The 21924-nt window shown below is 56.0% G+C and carries 18 protein-coding genes; 9 read left to right on the top strand and 9 right to left on the bottom strand.

All coding sequences use genetic code 11. From position 1 onward, the window contains the following. Positions 1-252: 252 nt before the first annotated feature. A complete protein-coding gene (locus BK658_RS27465) occupies positions 253-1533 on the top strand; it encodes a haloacid dehalogenase-like hydrolase (protein ID WP_123585040.1) in 1281 nt (426 codons plus the stop codon). A gap of 294 nt (positions 1534-1827) precedes the next feature. Continuing rightward, positions 1828-2388, top strand: a complete 561-nt coding sequence (locus BK658_RS30500; RefSeq protein ID WP_259740155.1) for a hypothetical protein — start codon at positions 1828-1830, stop codon at positions 2386-2388. A gap of 576 nt (positions 2389-2964) precedes the next feature. Here the strand turns inward: BK658_RS30500 and BK658_RS27450 are convergent. Next, on the bottom strand, positions 2965-4515 hold the full coding sequence (locus tag BK658_RS27450) for a sensor domain-containing diguanylate cyclase (protein ID WP_123585038.1): 1551 nt from the start codon (positions 4513-4515) through the stop codon (positions 2965-2967). 343 nt (positions 4516-4858) lie between these two features. Here BK658_RS27450 and BK658_RS27445 point away from each other — a divergent pair, with 343 nt between their 5' ends. Then, complete coding sequence (locus BK658_RS27445) at positions 4859-5053, top strand: hypothetical protein (protein ID WP_123585037.1); 195 nt, start codon at positions 4859-4861, stop codon at positions 5051-5053. Positions 5054-5218: 165 nt separating this feature from the next. Here BK658_RS27445 and BK658_RS27440 read toward each other — a convergent pair whose 3' ends face one another. From BK658_RS27440 to BK658_RS27425, 3 genes are all read right to left on the bottom strand, one after another. Beyond that, the gene (locus BK658_RS27440) at positions 5219-5575 is read right to left on the bottom strand and encodes a hypothetical protein (protein ID WP_123585036.1); all 357 of its coding nucleotides are present in this window, start codon (positions 5573-5575) and stop codon (positions 5219-5221) included. A 715-nt stretch (positions 5576-6290) separates the two neighbouring features. Continuing rightward, positions 6291-7403 (bottom strand): CapA family protein, encoded by a 1113-nt coding sequence (locus BK658_RS27430; RefSeq protein ID WP_123585034.1) that lies wholly within the window; start codon positions 7401-7403, stop codon positions 6291-6293. A gap of 173 nt (positions 7404-7576) precedes the next feature. Continuing rightward, positions 7577-7783: a hypothetical protein gene (locus tag BK658_RS27425; RefSeq protein WP_123585033.1), complete on the bottom strand. Its 207-nt coding sequence runs from the start codon at positions 7781-7783 to the stop codon at positions 7577-7579. A gap of 353 nt (positions 7784-8136) precedes the next feature. On the opposite strand from BK658_RS27425, the gene BK658_RS27420 reads away from it, so the two are divergent. After that, complete coding sequence (locus BK658_RS27420; RefSeq protein WP_123585032.1) at positions 8137-8400, top strand: hypothetical protein; 264 nt, start codon at positions 8137-8139, stop codon at positions 8398-8400. Between the two features lie 205 nt (positions 8401-8605). Here BK658_RS27420 and BK658_RS30495 read toward each other — a convergent pair whose 3' ends face one another. From BK658_RS30495 to BK658_RS27405, 3 genes are all read right to left on the bottom strand, one after another. Beyond that, on the bottom strand, positions 8606-9046 hold the full coding sequence (locus BK658_RS30495; RefSeq protein WP_123585031.1) for a hypothetical protein: 441 nt from the start codon (positions 9044-9046) through the stop codon (positions 8606-8608). Positions 9047-9235: 189 nt separating this feature from the next. Further along, positions 9236-9910 (bottom strand): DUF3313 domain-containing protein, encoded by a 675-nt coding sequence (locus BK658_RS27410; protein ID WP_123585030.1) that lies wholly within the window; start codon positions 9908-9910, stop codon positions 9236-9238. Between the two features lie 283 nt (positions 9911-10193). Further along, positions 10194-10874: a phytanoyl-CoA dioxygenase family protein gene (locus BK658_RS27405; RefSeq protein ID WP_123585029.1), complete on the bottom strand. Its 681-nt coding sequence runs from the start codon at positions 10872-10874 to the stop codon at positions 10194-10196. 378 nt (positions 10875-11252) lie between these two features. Between BK658_RS27405 and BK658_RS27400 the strand changes: the two genes are divergently transcribed. Then, positions 11253-11879, top strand: coding sequence for a TetR/AcrR family transcriptional regulator (locus BK658_RS27400; RefSeq protein ID WP_123585028.1), 627 nt, complete (start codon positions 11253-11255; stop codon positions 11877-11879). 193 nt (positions 11880-12072) lie between these two features. Beyond that, positions 12073-13344 (top strand): OmpP1/FadL family transporter, encoded by a 1272-nt coding sequence (locus BK658_RS27395; RefSeq protein ID WP_123585027.1) that lies wholly within the window; start codon positions 12073-12075, stop codon positions 13342-13344. 112 nt (positions 13345-13456) lie between these two features. Here the strand turns inward: BK658_RS27395 and BK658_RS27390 are convergent, their stop codons facing one another. Both BK658_RS27390 and BK658_RS27385 read right to left on the bottom strand, forming a co-directional pair. Beyond that, positions 13457-14242 (bottom strand): SDR family NAD(P)-dependent oxidoreductase, encoded by a 786-nt coding sequence (locus BK658_RS27390; RefSeq protein ID WP_123585026.1) that lies wholly within the window; start codon positions 14240-14242, stop codon positions 13457-13459. A 172-nt stretch (positions 14243-14414) separates the two neighbouring features. Next, positions 14415-15875: an efflux transporter outer membrane subunit gene (locus tag BK658_RS27385; protein WP_123585025.1), complete on the bottom strand. Its 1461-nt coding sequence runs from the start codon at positions 15873-15875 to the stop codon at positions 14415-14417. A gap of 220 nt (positions 15876-16095) precedes the next feature. Between BK658_RS27385 and BK658_RS27380 the strand changes: the two genes are divergently transcribed. From BK658_RS27380 to fabF, 3 genes are read left to right on the top strand one after another with little or no spacing between them, the layout of a single operon-like run. After that, a complete protein-coding gene (locus BK658_RS27380; RefSeq protein WP_123585024.1) occupies positions 16096-17205 on the top strand; it encodes an efflux RND transporter periplasmic adaptor subunit in 1110 nt (369 codons plus the stop codon). Continuing rightward, positions 17202-20351, top strand: coding sequence for an efflux RND transporter permease subunit (locus BK658_RS27375; protein ID WP_123585023.1), 3150 nt, complete (start codon positions 17202-17204; stop codon positions 20349-20351). The genes BK658_RS27380 and BK658_RS27375 overlap by 4 nt, the downstream gene beginning before the upstream one ends. 58 nt (positions 20352-20409) lie before the next feature. After that, entirely contained in the window at positions 20410-21702 is a 1293-nt protein-coding gene (gene fabF, locus BK658_RS27370; protein ID WP_123585022.1) for a beta-ketoacyl-ACP synthase II, read from the top strand. The last annotated feature ends 222 nt before the right edge of the window (positions 21703-21924 follow it).

Here is a 21924-nt window from a genome sequence, read left to right as displayed (position 1 = left end):
GCTGTTTGAGTCGCTGTCCGAGCACGCATTGTGGAGGGGCGTCGGTCACTGTCAAGTTTGTCCCGGCCTCCATCAGCATGGGGCAGGCGCGGTCTGCGAATCATCAAAATGTAATATTGTGGCAATATTGTTTTTTTGTGTATTTGAAGTTAGCCTCATCGCGGGACGGTTTCCCCCCTCGTCCCTATTTTCGAAACACGCTTTCGCCATCGCCTCGGTTGTAACCTATCGTCTAGAAGTAGGAGCTATACCATGCAGCGTCGCCAGTTTCTGAACACCCTCGCTACTGTTTCCGTCGTAACCCCGCTGTTGTTGTCCTCCCGTATAACGCAAGCCGCCACGCCCTCGGCCACACCGAGCGCGCTGGATCCGGCGCGCTGGTCGCCACTGAACACCCAGCGCTTGCAGGCGGTGATCGACCAACACGGCGTCAAAAGCGCGTCCTACCGTCCTGATCAGCGCCCGTATGCGGTGTTCGACTGGGACAACACCTGCATCATGAATGACTGTGAAGAAGCGTTGCTGGTCTACCAGATCAATCATCTGCAGTACAAGCTGACGCCCGATGAGTTCGCCGCCGTGCTGCGCCAGGACGTGCCGAACGGCGCGTTCATGAAGGACTACACCACGGTGGACGGTAAACCGGTCACCATGGAAGACATCGCCAGCGACGTTGAAGCTGACTACCGTTGGTTGCACGCCAACTACAAGGGACTTGCAGGCGACAAAAGCCTGGAAGAGATCCAGGCCAGCGAGCAGTACAAGGATTTTCTCGCCAAGCTCTACTTCATGTACGACGCGATCTGCGACAGCTACCCGGTGGACATCGGCTACAAGTGGATTCTGTACTTCTACAAGAACATGACCACGGCCGAGTTGCAGGCGATGGCCGAGGCCTCCAACAACTACGCCATGGGTGACGCGCTGCGCAAGGTCAAGTACGAGAGTTCGCGCACGTTGCCGGGCAAGGCAGGCGTGGTGGCGGACACGCACTTCCATGGCATTCGCATCCATGAGGAAATCCGTGGCCTGATGCACACGTTGCGCGCCAACGGCATCGACGTCTACGTCAGCACCGCCTCGATCGATGACGTAGTGCGCGTGTTCGCCGGTCACCCCAATTACGGCTACGGTGTACCACCCGAGAACGTGATCGGCCTGCGCATGGCGATGGAAGACGGCAAGTACACCAGTCGCTATCAACCGGACTGGCACTTCAATTACGGGCCGGGCAAGACCGTTGGCATCAAGAATGTACTGGTGAAACAGAAGGGCTACGGCCCGGTGCTGGTGGCCGGTGACAGCGACGGTGATGCATGGATGCTGCGCGACTTCAACGACACGGCGGTGGGTGTGATCGTCAACCGCATGAAGAAAGGCGAGATTGGTGCCGACAGCCAGCAGGCTGCCACCCAGTTGGGCAAGCCGGACGCCCGTTTCATCCTGCAAGGGCGCGACGAGCACACCGGCCTGATGATTCCGGACGAAAAATCGCTCAAGTACGGTAAAGACGAACGTAAGCTGCTGGCCTGATAGTACTGGCTCGCGGGTGGTCGACGGCCATCCGCGAGCCGCAGTGCAACGACTCTGATCAGCTTGGCCAGAGGCCGCAGTGAGCTGAAGCTGACGTTGGCCGCGGTCACTGCAATCATTCCTGACCGCTTTAAGGGCCTGACGGTTGCCAGCAAGAAAGGGCTGCGCAATGCGCCTTGAAAACCGCCGCTTGGGCAAACAGTAGGGCATGGATCCGTTCGTCGTTTGTTCTGAACTACAGGCAACTGCTTTTGTCAGACAATCCGTAAAAAACGAACCATTATGGAATCTATCATGCCTTTGAAAAACAAGAAGCTAGCCGCAGTTATGTCATGCGTATTGATGCTGGCTGCCGCGCCTCTACTCCCTGCCGGGTTGTCTGTCATGGGCACGGCCTATGCTAAAGAAGGTGGTGGTCACGGCGGCGGTAATGGTGGCGGAAATGGTGGTGGCGGCAGTGGTGGCGGAAATGGCGGCGGCAGCGGCGGCGGTGCTCACGGGGGTGAAGGTCACTCGGCGGGTGCCAAGAGCAATGGTCGCGCTGAAGGTCAGGAATCCGATCACGACGGCCGGGCTGTTCGAGATCATGGCTTGAGCGGTAAGCATATTGGACGTGATCGCGATGACCACCTTGGACGCGATCGCGATGACCACCTTGGACGCGATCGCGATGACCACGTTGGACGTGACCGCGATGACCATCGTGGTCATGGAGCGGTGACTTCGGGTATTGCACACTCGAAAGCAACGCGAGGGGTGACGAAAGCGACTGCGATCTCGGCGACAACGCCTGGAGATCACAATGCAAAGGGTTTGAGTAAGGCAGTGACTTCGACCACTGATAAAATCCGATAAGCACAACGCGTTCAAAAAGCCGGGAAAACCATTGGTTGCCCGGCTTGATGAGAGCGTCAGCCTGACCGAGAAGCCCTGCAAGTTTACGCTTGCAGGGCTTTTCTCGTTTTCGGCCGAGGATCGACTACAGTTGAGAAGTCATCGATAGGGAGATCTCATATGAAGTGCTTAATTTGTCAGGCTACCGCCAAGACTGTTCACGCGCTGGGAGACTGCTCAGAGGTCAAATGCTCAGCCGGTTGTGGACACTTCAGGGTTTCGGCCAATCTTGTTGCGAAAATGACGTTGAAGCACGAATCCTTTGACCTTGAACGCACAAGGCGTTGGCTTGAGATGGCTCGGAATGATGAACCAGTGCCCTTGATATCGACCTACGATTACAACGTCTCCTTATTGCATCGCGACGCCGAAGAGAAAATGGCCGGCCGGCCAAATCGTTCCAGGGAATCGGTAACGTCGGATTAGATGGAGGTTTTTGCTTCGATGTGACAAAGCAGCCAGCTGCACCGTGGCGATGCGACGCCGATACCGTGCAATCACTGTTTGGCTGCTTTTTACTGTCGTCTGTCATCCTTGCTAATTTGAAATGACGGTCCTGTTTCTCCCGCTGGACTTGGCGATGTATAGCGCTTTGTCGGCGATATCCACCAAGCTCTCTACCGTGTTGACTTCCAGCTCGGAGAGTGAACTGATGCCAATACTGATCGTGACCACCCCTAGTGGAGAATCGCTGTGTTGTATTTTAGCGTGCTCCAAATCGAGTCGGATTTTTTCGGCCAGCAGGAAAGCCCCAACATAATCTGTATTTGACAGTACAACGGCAAATTCTTCCCCGCCGTACCGGGCGGCAAGATCGCCGGTTCGGTTTACATGCTTTCTGATTATTGCGCCCACGGCCTTCAGGCACTCATCACCCTGTACGTGGCCGTAGAGGTCGTTGTAGCTCTTGAAGAGGTCAACGTCGATCATGATCAGTGCAGTGCCGTCTAGTTTCTTGCGTTTTTTCCTGGCAACTTCAGCTTCTATAAAGAAATCAAAATGGCGTCGGTTGGCCAGCCTTGTCAATCCATCTTCGAGGGCCATTAAACCGAGAATCTTATTGGCGGCAATGTAGTCTTTCTGGGAGGCTTGCAATTCTCTTTGCGCTTGAATTTGCTGGCTCATGAGCTTGATGAGCCGATAGCCAATAAAACTGAGGATTATTAACAATATGGAGGAAATGATCAGGCTGGCAAGGGATTCGCTCCGCCAGTCAGCCAGTACTTCATTTCTATCAAATTCGGCGACGACAACAAGGGGGTACCCATTAATGCGTCGAAAGCCTATGACTCGCTCTACGCCGTCTATAAACGATTTGATGGTCGCCGTGCCTGAATTTACATCAGGCTTTAACAGGGCGAACACTTCTCCTTTTGATATGTTAATGCCGACGTCCTGGTCGCGAAATGGTTTGCGCACCACAATGTTGCCGCTGGAGGTCACCAGATTGATGAGGCCATTCGTTCCGGTGTCTACACCCTCGTAAAGACTGAGGAAATAGTTGAGGTAAATGGTGGCGATTGTGACGCCGGCAAAACTTCCGTCTGGATGGTTGATTCGGCGCGATACCGTCATGATCCAATCATTTGTTGAACGACTGCGTATGGAAGGGCCGAGATAAGGTCCCGGGTCCGTATGATCGCGATGATAAATGAAGTAGTCACGGTCCGAGTTGTTGGCGCCAGCGGGTATGACACCATTTGAATTCAGCAGCCAGCGACCCTGCTCATCATAGACAAAAAAGCCATGTATTTGAGGCAGGCGTTTTTGTTGTATTTTAAGTAACTCTTCCAGCTTTTTTAAGTTGTCTGCGTCGCGGTCTTCAGTTTCCAGCCGTTCCTTGACGCCTATCAGTACTGTGTCAGCCTGCGTAAGAGTTGCCTCGATATTGGACGATAAAGTCTTCGAGAGATTTGACATCTCGGTTTCCTTGTCGTGCAAATGGTACTCCAGGGAGTTGAAGATTCCCCATGTACTTATTGCTATCAGCGAGATGCATACGATGGCAACAAAGAGGATGACGTGTCCGACTTTGAGTTTGGCATCGGTCCACCCAGCGGAAAAAAATGAAGCCTTCCTTGTCAACATGAAATCCTGCCATTAGACGTGGGTATCAATAGTTAGCGTATTCTATTTTTTTTATACCGTTGAGGTATTTTCAGCGTGGGTATTCGTTTTCGCCATATGCGCATCTTGCTTATTGCCAAATACGCAGGCGGTCAAGTGACGACAGCGCTATTGACCCATGAATCATGCCTGCCCCCTCGATGAGCGATGGGCACTGCCCCACGCAGGGGGCACGAGCATCAAGAAAGCGACCACGACCCAGATCAGATAGGGGACGCTCAACGCGCAGCCCGTATCGGTATGGAATCTTGGAGATTACTGGAGTAAAAAATACCTTACCTGCCTCAATCCAGAGGATGTGCAAATGGTCATTATCATCAAAGAGCGCGATGAGCATCACATGTCTCATGAATCAAGTAGCGCGGGAATCAGGATGTGGGATGTCTTTCAAGGAGATGTTCTGGTCGGCGTCTATCACAGTGAAGCAGAGGCGTTGAAGTACAAGGATTTGCTGGAGAGCGGTCGATTGGACGGCCTCAAAAAACCTCCGAAAAGATAAGCTCAACGGAATGAAAAAGCCCGGCCCGGCCCAGTGCTGGGCTTTGTCGGTTTTGGGATTCATGTCTGTGGAGCCGGCGGCACGATGCGTCAGGAAACATGCTGAGTGGCCAGCTGCTGGTCAGGGCGAACACTTGCCGCTATAGAGGCTGACTTTGAGGGGGCGTTACTTGAGGGCAGAGGCAGAGATCTTTGAGTAAGTACCGGTATCAGTGGTGGCCAGCAAGCAGCGGCCATCCTTGAATTTTGCGTAGAAAGTTATTTCCCTTTCTGTATCGCATAGTAACCAGCCTGCCACTAGCCCAATCGGCCCTAGAAGCAATGCTCCCGCCAGACTCCATCGTATGACGCTGCCTTTCTTGTTGACGACTTCTTCGGTTGCTGTTTCCAGAGTTTCCAGATTTGACAGGGGTATCTTTAATTCGAGAGAAGGTTTCAATGCGGATTTCAGAGTGAAAAATCCAGATTGAAATTCAGCATCGCCTGCCAGAAAGTCACCGGATATCACCGTTATTTTCGACATGATTTTTTCTTCTTGTGATCTGGTCTGGCCCGTTGAGTACTGGGCTCCAAAGGCTCCCCTCAGTCAATCGACTTGCGACAAAAGGCGAGGCCGGCGGTCACTTGATCGACACCCGTCGAGGGTATTTACAACTGTCTGATCGAGATCAGGGCTGCTGGTTTTTCTGTGGGTGAAAGGAATTTTTTGTCGAGGTAGCGTGACGGTTGGAAATGGTCTATTAATTGACAACCTGCACCGTGAGGTAGGCGAGAAGTCAGCGCCTGGAAGACGTTCGATGATGCCCGGCGGCGGGGCATGAGTTGGCGGCTAGATTGCTTGGTCGTGGAAACTGACAGGTGCTCGGGAGTGGCTCATGTGGTGTTTGATCTGCTCGGAAGACGCGCGACATATTGAATCCGCAATGGATGGCATTGAAATGATCTGTCCTGAGTGCGGGCATTACGGCGTATCTGGCATCGTTAAGAGGGAAAGGAACGAGCGAAAATTCGATGTCGAGCGAACCAGGGTCTGGCTTCATCGCGAACGCGAGATCAACCCTGACCGGTGTCCGGTTATCAATAGCTCGAATGTTATCTGGGCGTCGGAGCCCTGACGGTTGAGATCCCATAGGTTATTCAGATAAATCCGGCGGGTTGCTACTATTCGAGTGAGGCGGGGCGTTACTGGGGATTCGTACAGGGAAATACGTGGGTAACAGTCTCGCCAATCTCAATTCCTACCAGCACAACGTGAAGGCATTTTTCGCGCCTGGCTGGATGCTGCTGCCCAAGCGTGCGCATTCGCGAGAAAGGGTGTCGTGCAACCATTGACAGTCATCCCCTTCGGCGCGGCAGATGCGAAAGCGACGGAGGCGGGTGGGGATCAGGTCCAGCGATTGCAGGAGCCCGCTTGGGTCCAAGGTGGCAAAGTATAGAAGCCCCAGGTCGCCGCGAAAGGCAGTGTGGTTCTCGATGCCTTCGTAATCGTTCAGGAGATCACCGCAGCCATAGAGAATCAGGCGTTCGCGGTACACCTCGATGCCCTTGATGTGGTGCGAGGAATGCCCGTGCACCACGTCAACTCCGGCCTCGTCGATCAAGGCATGGGCGAACCGAACCTGCTCCCGTGGGATATCGAACCCCCAGTTGCCGCCCCAGTGGATGGACGCGACCACCCGGTCTCCCGGTTTTTTGCCCGCAAGAATCCGTTTGGCCACAAGGTGCAGGCTTTGCGTCGACAGGTCCTCCAGCCGTGCGACGCCCGCGTGCCTGTCCGTGGCAGCCCAGTCTGGCGGGATGCCGCAGTCGGGTGCGCCGAGGCCAAACACCAGCAAGCGCCGCCCGCCAGGCTGCAGCAGCACGGCAGGCGCTTCGGCAGTTTGCCGGTTATGCCCGGCGCCAGCGCTGCACATACCGTTGTTCGACAGGGTGTCTAGTGTATCGGTCAGACCGGCTTCCCCCCAGTCCAACACATGGTTGTTGGCCAGCATGCAGCAGTCGATGCCGGCTGCGCTGATGACCGGGAAGTTCTCCGGACTCATGCGGTAATTGATGCCTTTTGGCTCCGGTCGTCCGCGGCGGGACACCGAGGTTTCCAGATTGATGATGCGTGCGTGTGGCTGGCGAAGTTCGAACTCATCCAGCGCAGTGCCCCAGACATAGGTGAAATCGACCGGGTGGGGAATCGATCCATTGAGTCTTTCTGCCAGCCGGACGTAATCGCCGGCATTCTTGACGTAAGCCTCGTAAAGCCGCGGATCGCCAGGATGCGGCAGTACTGAATCGATGCCGCGGGCGGTCATGACGTCGCCCGCGAGAAACAGCTTCAGCGTATCGGTAACAGTGGCCATGACACCCTCCCGGATAACCCGATCAGTTCACAGCAAGTTTTGCTCCCGCACTGTTCAAAATATCAATATTTACCCCCTTTGCGGAGTAGGCTCCGCAGCCCGCTGAGCGGCGGGGGCCGTGTGGCCTGCGACAAACCAGTGACGAACCAACCCGGTATTGAGATCAAACGCAGTCAGAGCATGTAGCCAGTTGCCGGTTCGAAGTGGTTGTCCTGCACTCCGGCGATCAGATGCAGTGGAATGTGCTGTTGCGCATCGGTGGAGGGGATTTCAAAGCTGCCCACTATTTGAAGGTGTCGCTCACTCAGCCCGGTCGACTCTTCTGCGTTTGCCTTAGCCATTCTCGCGTGGTTCGCTGCGATTTCATTGAGAGTTGACACGTTACATCTCCGGTGACTGACCAAGCGTATCGCTGGAGTCCTTAAGCGTTAATGTGGATTGCCGCCGCGTCAGAATTACGTCGTTCCGGGGCTGCTACGACCGGCTTTTGCAAACGCTAAGCCAGACATGATCACTATTGCGCTCCACGTTTTTATAGGCGACGAATGGTGTGGCGGAGTTGTCCATGAACCACGTAAACACATCCACCACGAGCTGCCGCTGAGTAAGGGGGAACCTTTATCTGGTGCCTAAATGACTTTTACCGAGACCGAATCCTTTGGTCAGGAAATGCTGAACATCTCTTTGCAGACAGCGTTCTAAATAGGTATGGGAGCCCAACAGGAGAAGCATCATGGTTCAGCGCCGCCGACACCATATCTCACAGATATCTCTTCAATTAGAGGGGGTGCGCGCCAACTTGTCACAGTTCAAGCAGGACGAGCTTGAAATACAGGAGACATTACGTGGATCTCCTGCACTCGAAATCGAAAAAGCTCTGGATGAGGCGTTTGACGAGATACGTGATTCGATAAACCATACCGAAGAACTCTTGAACGCGTTGGTTCAAAATGCTGAAAGAGGTCGTGAAACGCAGGCGAGCCAAAAGGCTGGTTAACGAGAGGGTGAGCACGCTGATTGACTGCATGGAATCGCCCCGTGCAGTCCAGGTGCTCTCCAGGTTCAAGGCGGAGAACCAAGAGAACTTTAAAACTACCGATGAGCCGAAACTGATGTTCAAGGTCGGCTGAGGTGGAATGAAAAAGCCCGCAACTGGCGGGCTTTCTGCATCATACGAGGGCATGAAGACGTAAAGATCGGGTCTACTGATCTTGTTTGGTGCTCGAAGTAGCAGCGTTACTCAGCCCCTTTTCATTGTGATCGCCAGGTGTGGTGTTTGAGATCGCTGTGGCCTTCGTAACTCCGTGTGTAGTTTTGGAGTGCGCAATCCCTGAAGTGGCCGAACCATGACCTTTGCTGTCATGGCGAATACTCCCGGTGTGCTTGCCACTGACGCCATGATCCCTGATTGCTTTACCATCATGATCGCTTTCCAGGCCTTCGCTACGGCCATTGCTGTCAGTGTCAGCAGAATGACCTATTCCCTGGCCACCGGCGCCGGCACCGCTACTGTTGCCGTGACCCGCACTGTTACCGCCGCCACCACTTTTTGCATAGGCAGAGGACATTGGGAGTAAAGGCGCTGCAGCCAGCATCATTACGCATGTCATCAAAGCTACGAAATTCGTCTTCTTTAAATGCATGATGGCTTCCATCGATGAGAGTGGGTTTGCATGAGTTAGGACGCATGGTATGCGTCCATAGTTCTCAGGCTTCAGACAGAAGGCGTGCTCTGTTGACCCAGTATCACGCTCGCCTCGTCGACGTCGATGATTTCTGACGCCGCTTTTGGCCTGGTATCACGAAACTGGAAGCTGGCTAACAGTTCATTGCTATTTGATGAATGCTTGCACATCGCTGCCCAGTTTTTTGATCGCCACTTTGAAGTCGTTGGCAGTCACCGGCTGGCTTGCATTTTTCAATTGTTCACCGAAGACCTTGCGCACTACTTTGGCCACGGTCCGGCCACTGTTTGCGTCGATCATCTCGGCCTCAATGTACAACTCGGTCTCTTGATCGCGGTGGCCGGTGGCTGCCTGAGTCGCGCCTATCGCGGCCGCAACCGGAACCACTTCATACCATTTCATACCTTCGTTGGATGCGCTGACCCCGGTAATCGCAACGCGTACGACCAGGACACGTGAACCGGCGGGGGCCGACTGAAGGTTCGGTACCACACGGTACTTTTGGCCCAGTGCGCGCTTGGCATTGTCCGTCATGTAGGTTTGCAGCTGGTCCAGCGTCTGGCGGTTGACCCGTTCATTGGGCTGTGGTGTCGGGTACAGTTCCAATCGCTTGAAGGCCACCGTGTCATAAGTGTTCGGGTTCCAGGACGGGGTCACCCAACGCATGGCCTTCTCACCGCTGGGTGTAGTGACTTCCTGCAAGTTGTTGTAGTCGGGAAGAAACCCTGAGTACTGTTCCTTCTCCGTGACTCTTGAGGTGCAACCGCCGAGCAGCAGGCTGGTCAAGGCAGCGCCGACAAGAAATTTTTTGGACAGACTCATACTGTTTACTCCATGGATTAAGACTTTCTATACCGCATCGAGTTGACGGCAGTGACAGGCTATAGGGCTAATACCTGCACGCTGGATTCCTTATGAGGCGGCCTGCATAGAGTGCCCTGAGTCCTTTGCTGGAATATGTCCCGCTTATTGCTATGCAGTAGAAATGTTACCCAACTGAAATATATTGCTGACTGGTGTTTTAGCTTTGCTTCTTTCTGAAAATGCTTTTATTGGGGACGCTTTGGGTGAGCGAACATCCAACAGTCGACTCAGCCTGGTCAGGCTATATAGCCCCGAAGGCAAAATCCGAAGGATCGAACCGATCGGTAGTGTCCATCCGAATACTTCGCAGGCTCACTGTTTCCAGGTGTGACGCGTATAGAGGCTCCGAAAAATAGCTAATCAGAATGGAGCGACGGCGTGCGCCGATTAAATTCAGACTGCCCGCATGCACTAAATCGACATCAAACACCAGGATGTCACCCGCGGAGCCTGAAAGCTGCACGGACCGGGACTCGTCACTGAAGTCGAATGGCGGCTCTCCCTGCCCAGGGCGATGGCTGCCGGGGACGATACGTGTCGCGCCGTTCTCGGGACCATAATCGTCGAAGTACGCCAGGACGTTCACAATGTCGCCTGGCCGTTGGGCCGACAAGTCGCGGTGCAGCTGCTGATGACCGCCACCTGCAAGGGGCTCGCGGCCTTCCACCTGCGAGAGGAAGAACCGTTCTCCGATCAACTCACCCACCACCGCCAGCACCTCCGGCAGGCGACACACAGCCTGAATCTTCGAATCAGCGTCCAGCAGCGAATGGCGCCAATCCATGCCGCGCGGCACTGGCCATTGGTCCGCCGGTTTCACGCCCGCATCGAACACGGCACGAAGGTCACCCAGCCATTCAGCCGGGATCGCTCGACGGAGCAGCGCATAGCCATCTCGATGGAGTTGCTCGCGGTCAGTCATGAATTCCTCAATTCCCTCGCCATTTACGCGTCTTGCAAAGCGCCCTGGAGCTGGACAACAGCATTGGGCAATCCTCAAGCGTAGCTTTTGCGAGTCTAGTGAGCAGAGCGAACTGTAGTGGTCCAATGATTCCGGACACCCATTTAGGCGAGAATGCTCGTCAGATAGAGGTGTCTGATGACCAGGCAACGTCGTTCCTTTCCCGCTGAATTCGCATGCCTATAAACGAGCGACGGTCGAGCGGCCTGAGCCCGTTTCACGTCTGATCGGCTGAAGTTTGTGATCGCTCGGGAAAGTCATTCAAAATGGTCGATTTGTGACTATATATCTTATCGGTCACAAGTTGTCAGTCCTCGATAGGGTGAGTAAGCTGTTCTCATGAATCAGCCATCAATATCTGCATCTTCGCCCAGCCCCCGTGGCCCAGCCGATCACGACATTCGAGACCAGATTGTCGCGGCGGCCAACGAACACTTCAGTCAATACGGCTACGGCAAAACCACAGTTTCCGACCTGGCTAAGGCCATCGGTTTTTCCAAGGCCTACATCTACAAATTTTTTGATTCCAAGCAGGCGATCGGTGAAGCCATCTGCGCAAATTGTCTGGCAGAAATCGTCGCGGCTGTAGAGCAGGCTATCAATGTAGAAGACCTGTCGCCGACGGAGCGCTTTCGACGTTTGGTCAAAACTGTGATCGCCACAGGTGTGAATCTGTTCTTTAACGACCGAAAACTCTATGACATTGCAGCGTTCGCGGCGTCGGAAAGCTGGCCCAGTTCGCAGGCTTATGACGCAAAGATCAAACGCTTCGTGTTGCAAATCGTGCGAGAGGGGCGAGAGATTGGCGAATTTGAACGCAAGACTCCGCTGGACGAGACAGTAGAAGCGATACATCTCGCGCTGCGGCCATTCGTCAACCCTTTGCTGCTACAGTACAACCTCGATTTCGTCGAGGAGGCGCCCACGCTCACCTCCAACCTCATTTTGCGTAGTCTCATGCCTTGACATTAAAGGTTTACGGCATACCCGAGTAAGCGCCAGATCACCAGGACGGCTTTTCACTTTGCCCTTCTTCCAGCTGTCGAAGGGCATTTTATTTATCTGCATGGTGACTATTGACTGGATTGGTCACATGAACAAATATGGTGATGCGTCGCTTCTACTGTTTCATCTCAGTGATACCCATAGAGTTCAAACAATGAAAACAATATTGCTCAAGAGCCCATTTGGCCTCGCTGTCGTGCTCGCGTCCTCAAACGCTTTTGCAAGCGGCTTCGCTCTTAATGAACAAAGCATCAGCGGGATGGGATCCGGGTTTGCTGGTCGCTCTTCCTCCGCTGAAGACGCGAGCACGGTCTTCGGTAATCCCGCGGGCATGTCTCGTTTGAAAAGGGAGCAGGTCAGCGTGGGGGCCGCGACTCTTTTTGCTAAGTCCGACATAAGCCAAACCCGCAGTACATTCGGGGGCCAGGAAGACGGCGACATGGTGCCAACCACCACAGTGCCTATGGGTTACTACGTCAAACCCATCGATGAGCATTGGGCGTTTGGCGTGGGCTTTTATGTACCTTTCGGTCTGATGACTGATTATGGCAGTGGTTTTGCCGGGCGTTACTACGCCAACAAAAGCGAGGTCACGACCCTTACGTTCCAACCCACCATCAGCTATGCCTTTAACGATAAAGTTTCGATTGGGTTCGGGCCGACCATCAACCGCATCACTGGTGAGCTGTCGGGGATGGTGCCCAATCCACTCAGCCCGGGTCGCAATGACGGAAAACTCAAAAGTACTGGCGATGACACGGCCCTCGGTTTCAACGCCGGTATCCTGGTGCAGGCTACAGACCGAACACGTTTAGGCATGACCTACCACTCCAAGGTCAGTTATCACTTGGATGCCAAGACCAAGGTCACTGATGGCATCTTTAGCGTGTTGGGTGTCAGCGGCCGCAGTTATGACGCTTCGCTGGATGTGGATACCCCGGAGTCAGTGGATTTCTCGGTGACTCATCAGCTTGGTAATGACTGGACCCTATACTTGGGGAGTACCTGGACTCGCTGGAGTCGCTTCAAAGAATTAACCATCGAGAACACTGGTTTACCCCCTTTGTTGAGCGGCTCGCTGGGCACCATTACCGAAGAACAGAACTGGCATGATACGTGGGCTCACGCTATCGGTACGGCGTATAAACTGAACAACCGATGGGTACTTCGCGCAGGCTTGTCGGTTGATCAGTCGCCCACCAACAACACCAACCGTGGACCACGCATTCCTACGGGCGACCGGACGGTTATCAGCTTCGGTGGTGGCTGGACTCCGGTGGACAATGTCACGATCGATGTTGCTTATTCCTATCTGTGGGAAGAGAGCGTGCAGGTCAACGACGCCTCGGCGACCAGAGGCGCATACAGTGCCAAATATAAGAACAGTGCGAGCGGGCTCGGTACTTCTGTTAGTTACCGTTTCTAATTGAGTGCCGTTCTGCGATAACTGTCCGGTCGGGAGCACGCGTTGCCTCCCGGCCTTTTAGAACACATCTCTGGCATTCCCCTTCAGGGAAAGGGCATCTTTGTCGCCCGTCTCAGACTCCCATTACCTGTGCCATAAGGCTCTGATGAAGCCGACGTGGCGTGGCCCAGGTCAAGACAGTGATGGCCTTGTTGCCAAAACCTGGCACGACACTCATACGTCCGGCTTGCAGCGCACGGATTCCTGCACGTACGACGGGTTGGGGCTGCATCATCACCCTTTTCAAAACCGGCGTGATCCTTTGCTTGGCGCTTTCTGCAAATCCGGTGTCCGACATCCCCGGGCAAAGTGCGGTAACGACGACACCATCGTTTTTCAATTCACGATGAAGCGCATCAGAGAAGCGAAGAACATAGGCTTTCGCGGCAGAGTAAACGGCGAAATTCTTCACGCCCTGGAAGGACAGCAAGCTTGCGACCATCAGGATGTGTCCACGCTTGCGGGCTCGCATGTCTGCCGCGAATAGGCGTGTCAGGGCTGTCAGACTGGCGATATCCAGATCAATCATGGTCAGGGAATGGCCCAGAGGCTGATCCAGGAAAGGCCCCTGCAATCCATGACCCGCATTGTTGATGAGCACGTCGATCACTATATTGCGCTCGCTCAGCCGCTCGTGCAGTTCGACGATCGCCAGGATTGAGGACAGGTCTACTTGTTCGACGATCACATCAATGCCGAAACGTTCGCGCAACTCCGCCGATAGTGCTTCGAGTTTACTCAGCCTTCGTGCTACCAGGACGAGCGATTTTCCCTGCGCTGCGTATTGCCGGGCAAACTCCTCGCCAAATCCGCTTGATGCGCCTGTGATGAGCACCCAGGAATTCTCGTTCGATTTCATTTCGCTGTTCTCCAGTTCGTTTCTATTGAGCAATTGGCGGCTGACCGCGTCGCAACAGAACGGCCTGAGACCAATGGTCGTCAGTCGCTGAGCGAAGCCCGCTCTCGGGTTGGGTAGTAGCTGAAAGAGGAGGGGGATGTGCGTGCATTAAGTGCCACGTCACCTGGTTAAATCATCGGGTCGCCACAGGCTGGGCTTCAGGTGGTTGCCAGCCACCACCGAGCGCCTTGAATGCTGCGACCGCCGCCCGTGCCGATTCCGTTCGTGCTTGCGCTCGAGCGTCGGAAGCCTGCAGCATCGTCTCGTCGGCATGGAGGACATCGATCAGGCTGGTCGTACCTTTCTGATAGGCAATGAACGACGATTGGCGAGCCCCTGTCAGAGACGCCTCCCCCCCGGTGAGGGTGGTTGCTTGGGCTTCCCGATTCACTAGTGCGGAGAAAGCGTTCTCGACATCTTCGGTGGCGCGCAAGACGGACTGGCGGTAAACGGCCAGGGCTTCGGCTTCCTGTCCCTTGGCTTGGTCGATTTGAGCGTTTATGCGACCAAAATCGAAGAGCCTCCAGTGCAGACCCAGTACGCCCGCTGACTGGCTGGCGCCGCTGGTGAACAGATTGCCGCTGGATACGGCCGTGGCACTACCCAGCAAGGCGCTGAGGGACAATTTCGGGTAGTACTCAGCAATCGCCACCCCGATACGTGCATTGGAGGCCGCAAGGCGGCGCTCAGCCACGATGAGATCTGGCCTGCGGCGCAGCAGATCGGCCGGCGTTCCCGTGGCCTTTATCTGCGGCGCAAGAGGAATGCTCCCCGTATTTGCCAATTGCGTGCGGTGAGTGCCTGGCGGCGTGCCGAGCATTACATCCAGTGCATTCATGGCAGCATCCAGGCCGGTCTGCAGGGCCGGCACTGTCGCTTGGACCTGCGATAGCGCCCCCTCGGTCTGGCGAACCTGATCGTTGGCGGCGAGGCCCTTGCTGTAGAGCAATTGGACCTTCTCTAGTAGCTCCTGCTGCGTTTTGACTTGTCGGTTCGCGATGTCCAACCGGGTCTGCAATCCGCGGATAGTGATGTAGATATCGGCGGTCTGCGCGGCGATGGCCAGTCGTGTGGCAGCAACGCCCGCCTCGCAAGCCTGGTACTCGGCCAGTGCAGCCTCGCGTCCGCGTCTCAGGCCACCAAAGATGTCCACCTCCCAGCTAGCATCGAGGTTGACCTCGTAGGAACTTCCGTACCGATCATAGCCAGGTGTTGAGTTCAACACCTGGCCGAGTGGGGTCTCGATTGACTGGTAAGAACGCGCGGCCTGGCCGCTGATGTTTCCCGAGGGCAGTAAAGCGGCATTTGCGGCGCCTAGTCCTGCCCGTGCCTGAGTGGCTCGCGCTGACGCCTGCGCCAGATCCAGGTTCTGCTCAAGTGCCTTGGATACGAAGTCGGCTAGCAGTGGATCACCAAAGCCTTCCCACCAGGCTACAAGGCTGGCCGGCGTCGCCCCAGGCCTCTGTTCGACAGAAGACTGACCCAGGTAACGGTCCGAAAGCGGGGCGTCCGGACGGTGATAGTCCGGACCGACCGCGCAACCTGTCATCAAGCTGGCACTCACCAAGAGAGCAACGGGGCGGAGGGGAGGCATTGAGGTTCCTTCAATTGAGGATGTTTGTGACCATGTTACGTTATGGTCACTTCCTGTCAATCGACGTTCTTTGCGCTAAGTTCGAAATAGGCTCAGCATATACGGCGATTCTAGCTCTGAGGTTGAGGAGCTTGATGCTTCATAATTTGTGACCATTGACAGTAATGGTCACAAGATTGAGAATATGACGCCTGTCCTATTTGTTTAAGTAAGGGAACCTATGCGCCGGCTTCGACCTGTCCCCATTGCCGCTTGCTTGTTGCCTCTAGTCCTGGCGGCGTGTGGCGCTTCATCCTCCGTTGAAGATCCACGCACGCATGCCCCTCTTGTGAGGTCCTCTGCGGTTCAGGGTTCGCCCGACGTCTCACGTTCTTTCACTGGCGTCGTGGCTGCCCGCGTTCAGGGCGACCTGGGCTTCCGGGTATCAGGCAAGATACTTGAGCGTCTGGTTGACACCGGTCAGACCGTTAAACGTGGTCAGCCGCTCATGCGCCTCGACCCCATCGACCTGGGGTTGCAGGCGCGAGCACAGCAAGAGTCGGTCATAGCCGCTCGGGCCCGAGCCAAGCAGACAGCGGATGACGAGGCTCGATATCGCGACCTGGTCGCCGCAGGCGCTATTTCTGCATCGGCCTACGACCAGATCAAAGCAGCGGCTGATACCGCAAAGGCGCAGCTCAGCGCTGCTGAAGCGCAGGCTGACGTTGCCCGTAATGCTTCTGGTTATGCGGTACTGTTTGCGGATTCAGACGGCGTTGTGGTGGAGACGCTCGCCGAGCCCGGGCAAGTCGTCAGTCCGGGGCAGCCCGTGGTTCGACTGGCGCGGGCGGGGCAGCGCGAAGCCATCGTGCATCTGCCCGAGACGCTACGCCCCACAGCAGGATCCACTGCGCAGGCGACGCTTTATGGCAACACCACGGGTGCTGTTACCGCGAAGCTGAGGCTGCTTTCTGACTCGGCCGACCGTATGACGCGCACCTTTGAGGCGAGGTATGTGCTTGAGGGCGCGCTGGCCAATGCGCCGCTAGGTTCGACCGTTACACTTCGGATCGCTGAAGGCACCGCGCAAGGGCTGGTGCTGCAAGTACCGATCGCTGCTGTTTATGATCCGGGCAAAGGCACTGGCGTGTGGGTCATCGCCGGTACACCTGCGAAAGTGACTTGGCGATCTGTTCAGGTCCTGGGCTTGAGCGACGATGCAGCACGAGTCGTAGGTGATCTCAAGGTCGGCGAGCAGATTGTAGCGTTAGGCGCACATCTGCTGCGCGATGGTGAGGAGGTAAGACTGGCTCAACCGGGTGACGTCAAGGTTGCCGGGAGTCATCCATGAGCGAGGGGCGCTTCAATCTTTCAGCGATCGCAGTTCGCGAGCGCTCTATCACGGTGTTTCTGATCTTCCTGATCGCCGTTGCGGGCATTCTGTCGTTCTTCCAACTGGGGCGTGCGGAGGATCCTCCGTTTACGGTCAAGCAGTTGACGGTCATTACCGCGTGGCCGGGCGCTACGGCGCAGGAGATGCAGGATCAGGTAGCAGAGCCACTTGAAAAACGCCTGCAAGAACTGAAATGGTACGACCGCACGGAAACCTACACCCGTCCTGGCCTCGCTTTCACGATGGTGTCACTGCGCGATAGCACGCCGCCCTCGCAAGTGCAGGAGGAGTTCTATCAGGCGCGTAAAAAGCTCGACGATGAGGCCAGGAAGCTGCCGGCGGGTGTCATTGGGCCAATGGTCAACGACGAGTTTTCGGACGTGACATTTGCACTGTTCGCCCTGAAAGCCAAAGGCGAGCCGCAGCGACTGTTGGTGCGTGATGCAGAGTCGTTGCGCCAACAACTGTTGCATGTGCCGGGCGTGAAGAAGGTCAACATTATTGGGGAGCAACCCGAACGTATCTTTGTTTCCTTTTCTCATGATCGGCTGGCCACCTTGGGCGTATCGCCTCAGGACATCTTTGCCGCGCTGAACAATCAGAACGTGCTCACGCCTGCCGGTTCGATCGAAAGCGACGGGCCACAAGTCTTCCTCCGGCTGGATGGCGCCTTCGACAAGGTGCAGAAGATTCGTGACACACCCATTGCGGTTCAGGGGCGCACGCTCAAACTCTCTGACGTGGCGACGATCGAACGTGGTTATGAAGATCCGGCAACCTTTCTCGTGCGTAATAACGGTGAAGAGGCCTTGTTGCTGGGGATCGTGATGCGTGAGGGCTGGAACGGTCTCGACCTCGGCAAGGCGTTGGACGCGGAGACGGTCAAGATCAATGAAGGCATGCCGTTGGGCATGACGCTCTCCAAGGTCACCGATCAATCTGTAAATATCAGTTCGGCCGTCGGCGAGTTCATGGTCAAATTTTTCGTCGCGCTGCTTGTGGTGATGCTTGTCTGCTTTCTCAGCATGGGTTGGCGTGTAGGCGTCGTGGTCGCTGCGGCTGTGCCGTTGACGTTGGCCGTGGTGTTTGTGGTTATGGCGGCCACTGGAAAGAACTTTGACCGTATTACCCTCGGCTCGTTGATCCTGGCGCTTGGACTGCTGGTGGACGACGCCATCATTGCTATCGAAATGATGGTGGTGAAAATGGAAGAGGGTTACGACCGCATCAAAGCTTCCGCGTATGCCTGGAGTCATACGGCCGCACCGATGCTTTCCGGTACGCTGGTGACGGCTATCGGCTTTATGCCTAACGGCTTCGCCCAATCGACAGCCGGCGAGTACACCAGCAACATGTTCTGGATCGTGGGCATTGCCCTGATTGCCTCCTGGGTGGTTGCGGTAGCTTTTACCCCGTATCTGGGTGTGAAGATGTTACCGAACATCAAGAAGGTCGAGGGGGGGCACGCGGCCATCTACAACACCCGAAATTACAACCGCTTCCGCCAGGTTTTGACGCGCGTCATCGCTCGCAAATGGCTGGTGGCCGGTACTGTTATCGCTACGTTTGTTGTGGCGATTCTCGGCATGAGCCTGGTCAAGAAGCAGTTCTTCCCTACCTCGGACCGTCCAGAGGTATTGATTGAAGTGCAAATGCCTTATGGAACCTCCATTGAACAGACCAGCGCCACCACCGCCAAGATAGAGGCCTGGCTGCAAAAGCAGGATGAGTCAAAAATTGTCACGGCCTATATCGGGCAAGGCGCGCCACGTTTCTATCTGGCGATGGCGCCGGAACTACCTGATCCGTCGTTCGCGAAGATTGTGGTGCTGACGGGCAGCCAGGAGGAGCGCGAGGCCCTCAAGTTCCGTATTCGCGAGGCCGCTGCTGAGGGACTTGCCCCAGAAGCGCGTGTCAGGGTGACTCAGCTTGTGTTTGGTCCGTATTCGCCGTTCCCTGTTGCCTATCGGGTGATGGGGCCTGATCCGTCAAAATTGCGCGAGATCGCGGGCCAGGTACAGGACGTGATGCAGTCGAACCCGATGATGAGAACCGTCAACGCTGACTGGGGGCCGCTGACGCCGACGCTGCATTTCGCTCTGGATCAGGATCGCTTGGAGGCGGTGGGGTTGACGTCAAACTCAGTCGCGCAGCAACTGCAGTTCCTGCTGGCCGGAGTACCGATCACCGCAGTGCGCGAGGACATTCGTTCGGTGCAGGTGGTCGGTCGCGCAGCGGGTGATATCCGGCTCGATCCCGCCAGGATAGAAGGCTTCACGCTGGTAGGCGCGGCGGGTCAGCGTATTCCGTTGTCCCAGGTAGGGGAGGTCGATGTGCGTATGGAGGATCCGATCCTTCGGCGTCGCGACCGCACGCCGACCATCACCGTGCGTGGCGACATTGCCGAAGGCCTGCAGCCACCGGACGTCTCGAGCGTGATCATTAAGGAGCTGCAACCGGTTATCGACAAGCTGCCTGACGGGTATCGGATCGAGCAGGCGGGTGCAATCGAGGAGTCGGGCAAGGCCGGTAAAGCGATGTTGCCGCTGTTCCCGATCATGATTGCCATGACGCTGCTGATCATCATTGTGCAGGTGCGTTCGATCTCGGCGATGATCATGGTGTTCCTCACCGCGCCTCTGGGATTGATTGGCGTGGTGCCGACATTGCTAATCTTCCAGCAGCCTTTTGGTATCAACGCTCTGGTCGGTCTAATCGCCCTTTCGGGCATTCTGATGCGCAATACGTTGATTCTGATTGGGCAAATCCATCACAACGCGCAAGACGGGCTGGATCCGTTTCACGCGGTGGTCGAAGCTACGGTGCAACGTGCCCGCCCGGTACTGCTGACAGCGCTGGCGGCAATCCTGGCGTTCATCCCCCTGACACACTCCGTCTTCTGGGGGACGCTGGCCTACACGCTGATCGGAGGCACGTTCGTCGGAACCATCATGACACTGGTGTTCCTGCCAGCGATGTACTCCATCTGGTTCAAGATCCGTCCTGACAATGCGGGTCAAACTGAAACGGCGAATAAGCAAGCAAACCTGGAGGATAGGACGCCGCCCCGTCCTCTCGCCGTTCACCTGACCACAAAGCTTTAGCCATAGGCCATAGCTTGCTGCTTTTTGTGGGCACTGACTGAGAAAAGAAGAGGGTTCAATGATTAATCTCGAAGGTCAAAAGCGGATCGTAGTCACGGGCGTCGGAATTGTCGGGCCTCTGGGGTGCGGAGTAGAAGAAGTCTGGAAGAGACTGCTGGCTGGGCGTTCTGGCATCCGTAACCTGCCCGACAATATTACTGAGGGTACGGGCGTTGCAGTAGGCGGCCAGGTGCCGTCTCTAGAAGATGATGCCATCGCGGGTTATGACCCGGAGCGCATCATCTCGGCCAAGGATCGCAAGAAGATGGATCGCTTCATCGAGTTCGCATTGGTGGCAGCGCACGAAGCTCTGGAGCAGGCAGGCTGGCATCCGACTGATGTAGCAGACCAGGAGCGTACCGCCACGATCATTGCATCGGGCGTAGGTGGTTTTGGCGCGATTGCCGACGCTGTACGTACCACCGATGCGCGTGGTCCTCGCAGGTTGTCGCCATTCACTGCGCCGTCATTTCTCGCCAACATGGCGGCCGGGCACGTTTCCATTCGGCACGGTTTCAAAGGGCCGCTCGGCGCGCCCATAACAGCCTGTGCGGCAGGGGTGCAGGCTATCGGCGATGCGGCCAGACTCATCAGAAGTGGTGAGGCGGACATCGCCATATGCGGCGGTACCGAAGCAGCGATAGACCGTGTGACTCTGGGGTGTTTTGCTGCGGCCCGCGCGCTATCCACTGGCATTGCCGAGCACCCGCAGAATGCCTCACGTCCCTTCGATCGCGATCGTGACGGCTTCGTTATGTCTGAAGGCGCCGGGTTGCTAGTAATCGAGTCGCTGGAGCATGCTCTCGCGCGTGGAGCCAAGCCCCTGGCGGAGCTGGTCGGCTATGGCACCAGCGCCGATGCCTATCACCTGACGGCAGGCCCGGAAGACGGCAGCGGCGCACGGCGCGCCATGGAGCAGGCATTGCGGCAGGCTGTTGTCAGTCCTGCCGACGTGCAGCATATCAATGCGCACGCGACCTCCACACAGGTCGGCGACAAGGGCGAACTGGCAGCGATTCGCTCGGTGTTCGGGAGTGACTCCGGCGTTGCGATCACCTCGACCAAGTCCGCCACCGGGCATCTTCTGGGAGCGGCCGGTGGCATTGAAGCCATCTTCACCGTACTGGCGCTTCGTGACCAGGTCGTGCCCCCCACGTTGAATCTGGTTCATCCCGATGAGGCGGCCGTCGGGCTCGATCTGGTCGGTCTGAAGTCCCGGAAGACGCTGATAACGCACGCGCTCTCAAATGGGTTCGGGTTCGGTGGGGTTAACGCCAGCGTCCTGTTCCGCCGCTGGGAGCCTGAATTTTGAGTGTGGCGCCAACAGTCGGTTGTGAATTAAGAGGTGAGTGAGAGGGTAGGGGGATTCTATGGTGTGGACGCCGGATGCGAGCCTCGTTTGCGCTCCATACGCAAAAACGCCGCTCTTTGAGCGGCGTTTTTGTTTGTGCGTAATTTGTTGGGCTTGTTGAAGACGAGATTGGACTTGCCCCTACTAAACCGGACACCAACTCCCCGTTAAATTGATGTTGCT

It is taken from the genome of Pseudomonas brassicacearum, from assembly GCF_003732175.1.
Lineage (GTDB): Bacteria > Pseudomonadota > Gammaproteobacteria > Pseudomonadales > Pseudomonadaceae > Aquipseudomonas > Aquipseudomonas brassicacearum_G.
Note: the sequence above shows the minus strand (reverse complement) of the source record. Positions and strands in the feature narration are given on the sequence as shown.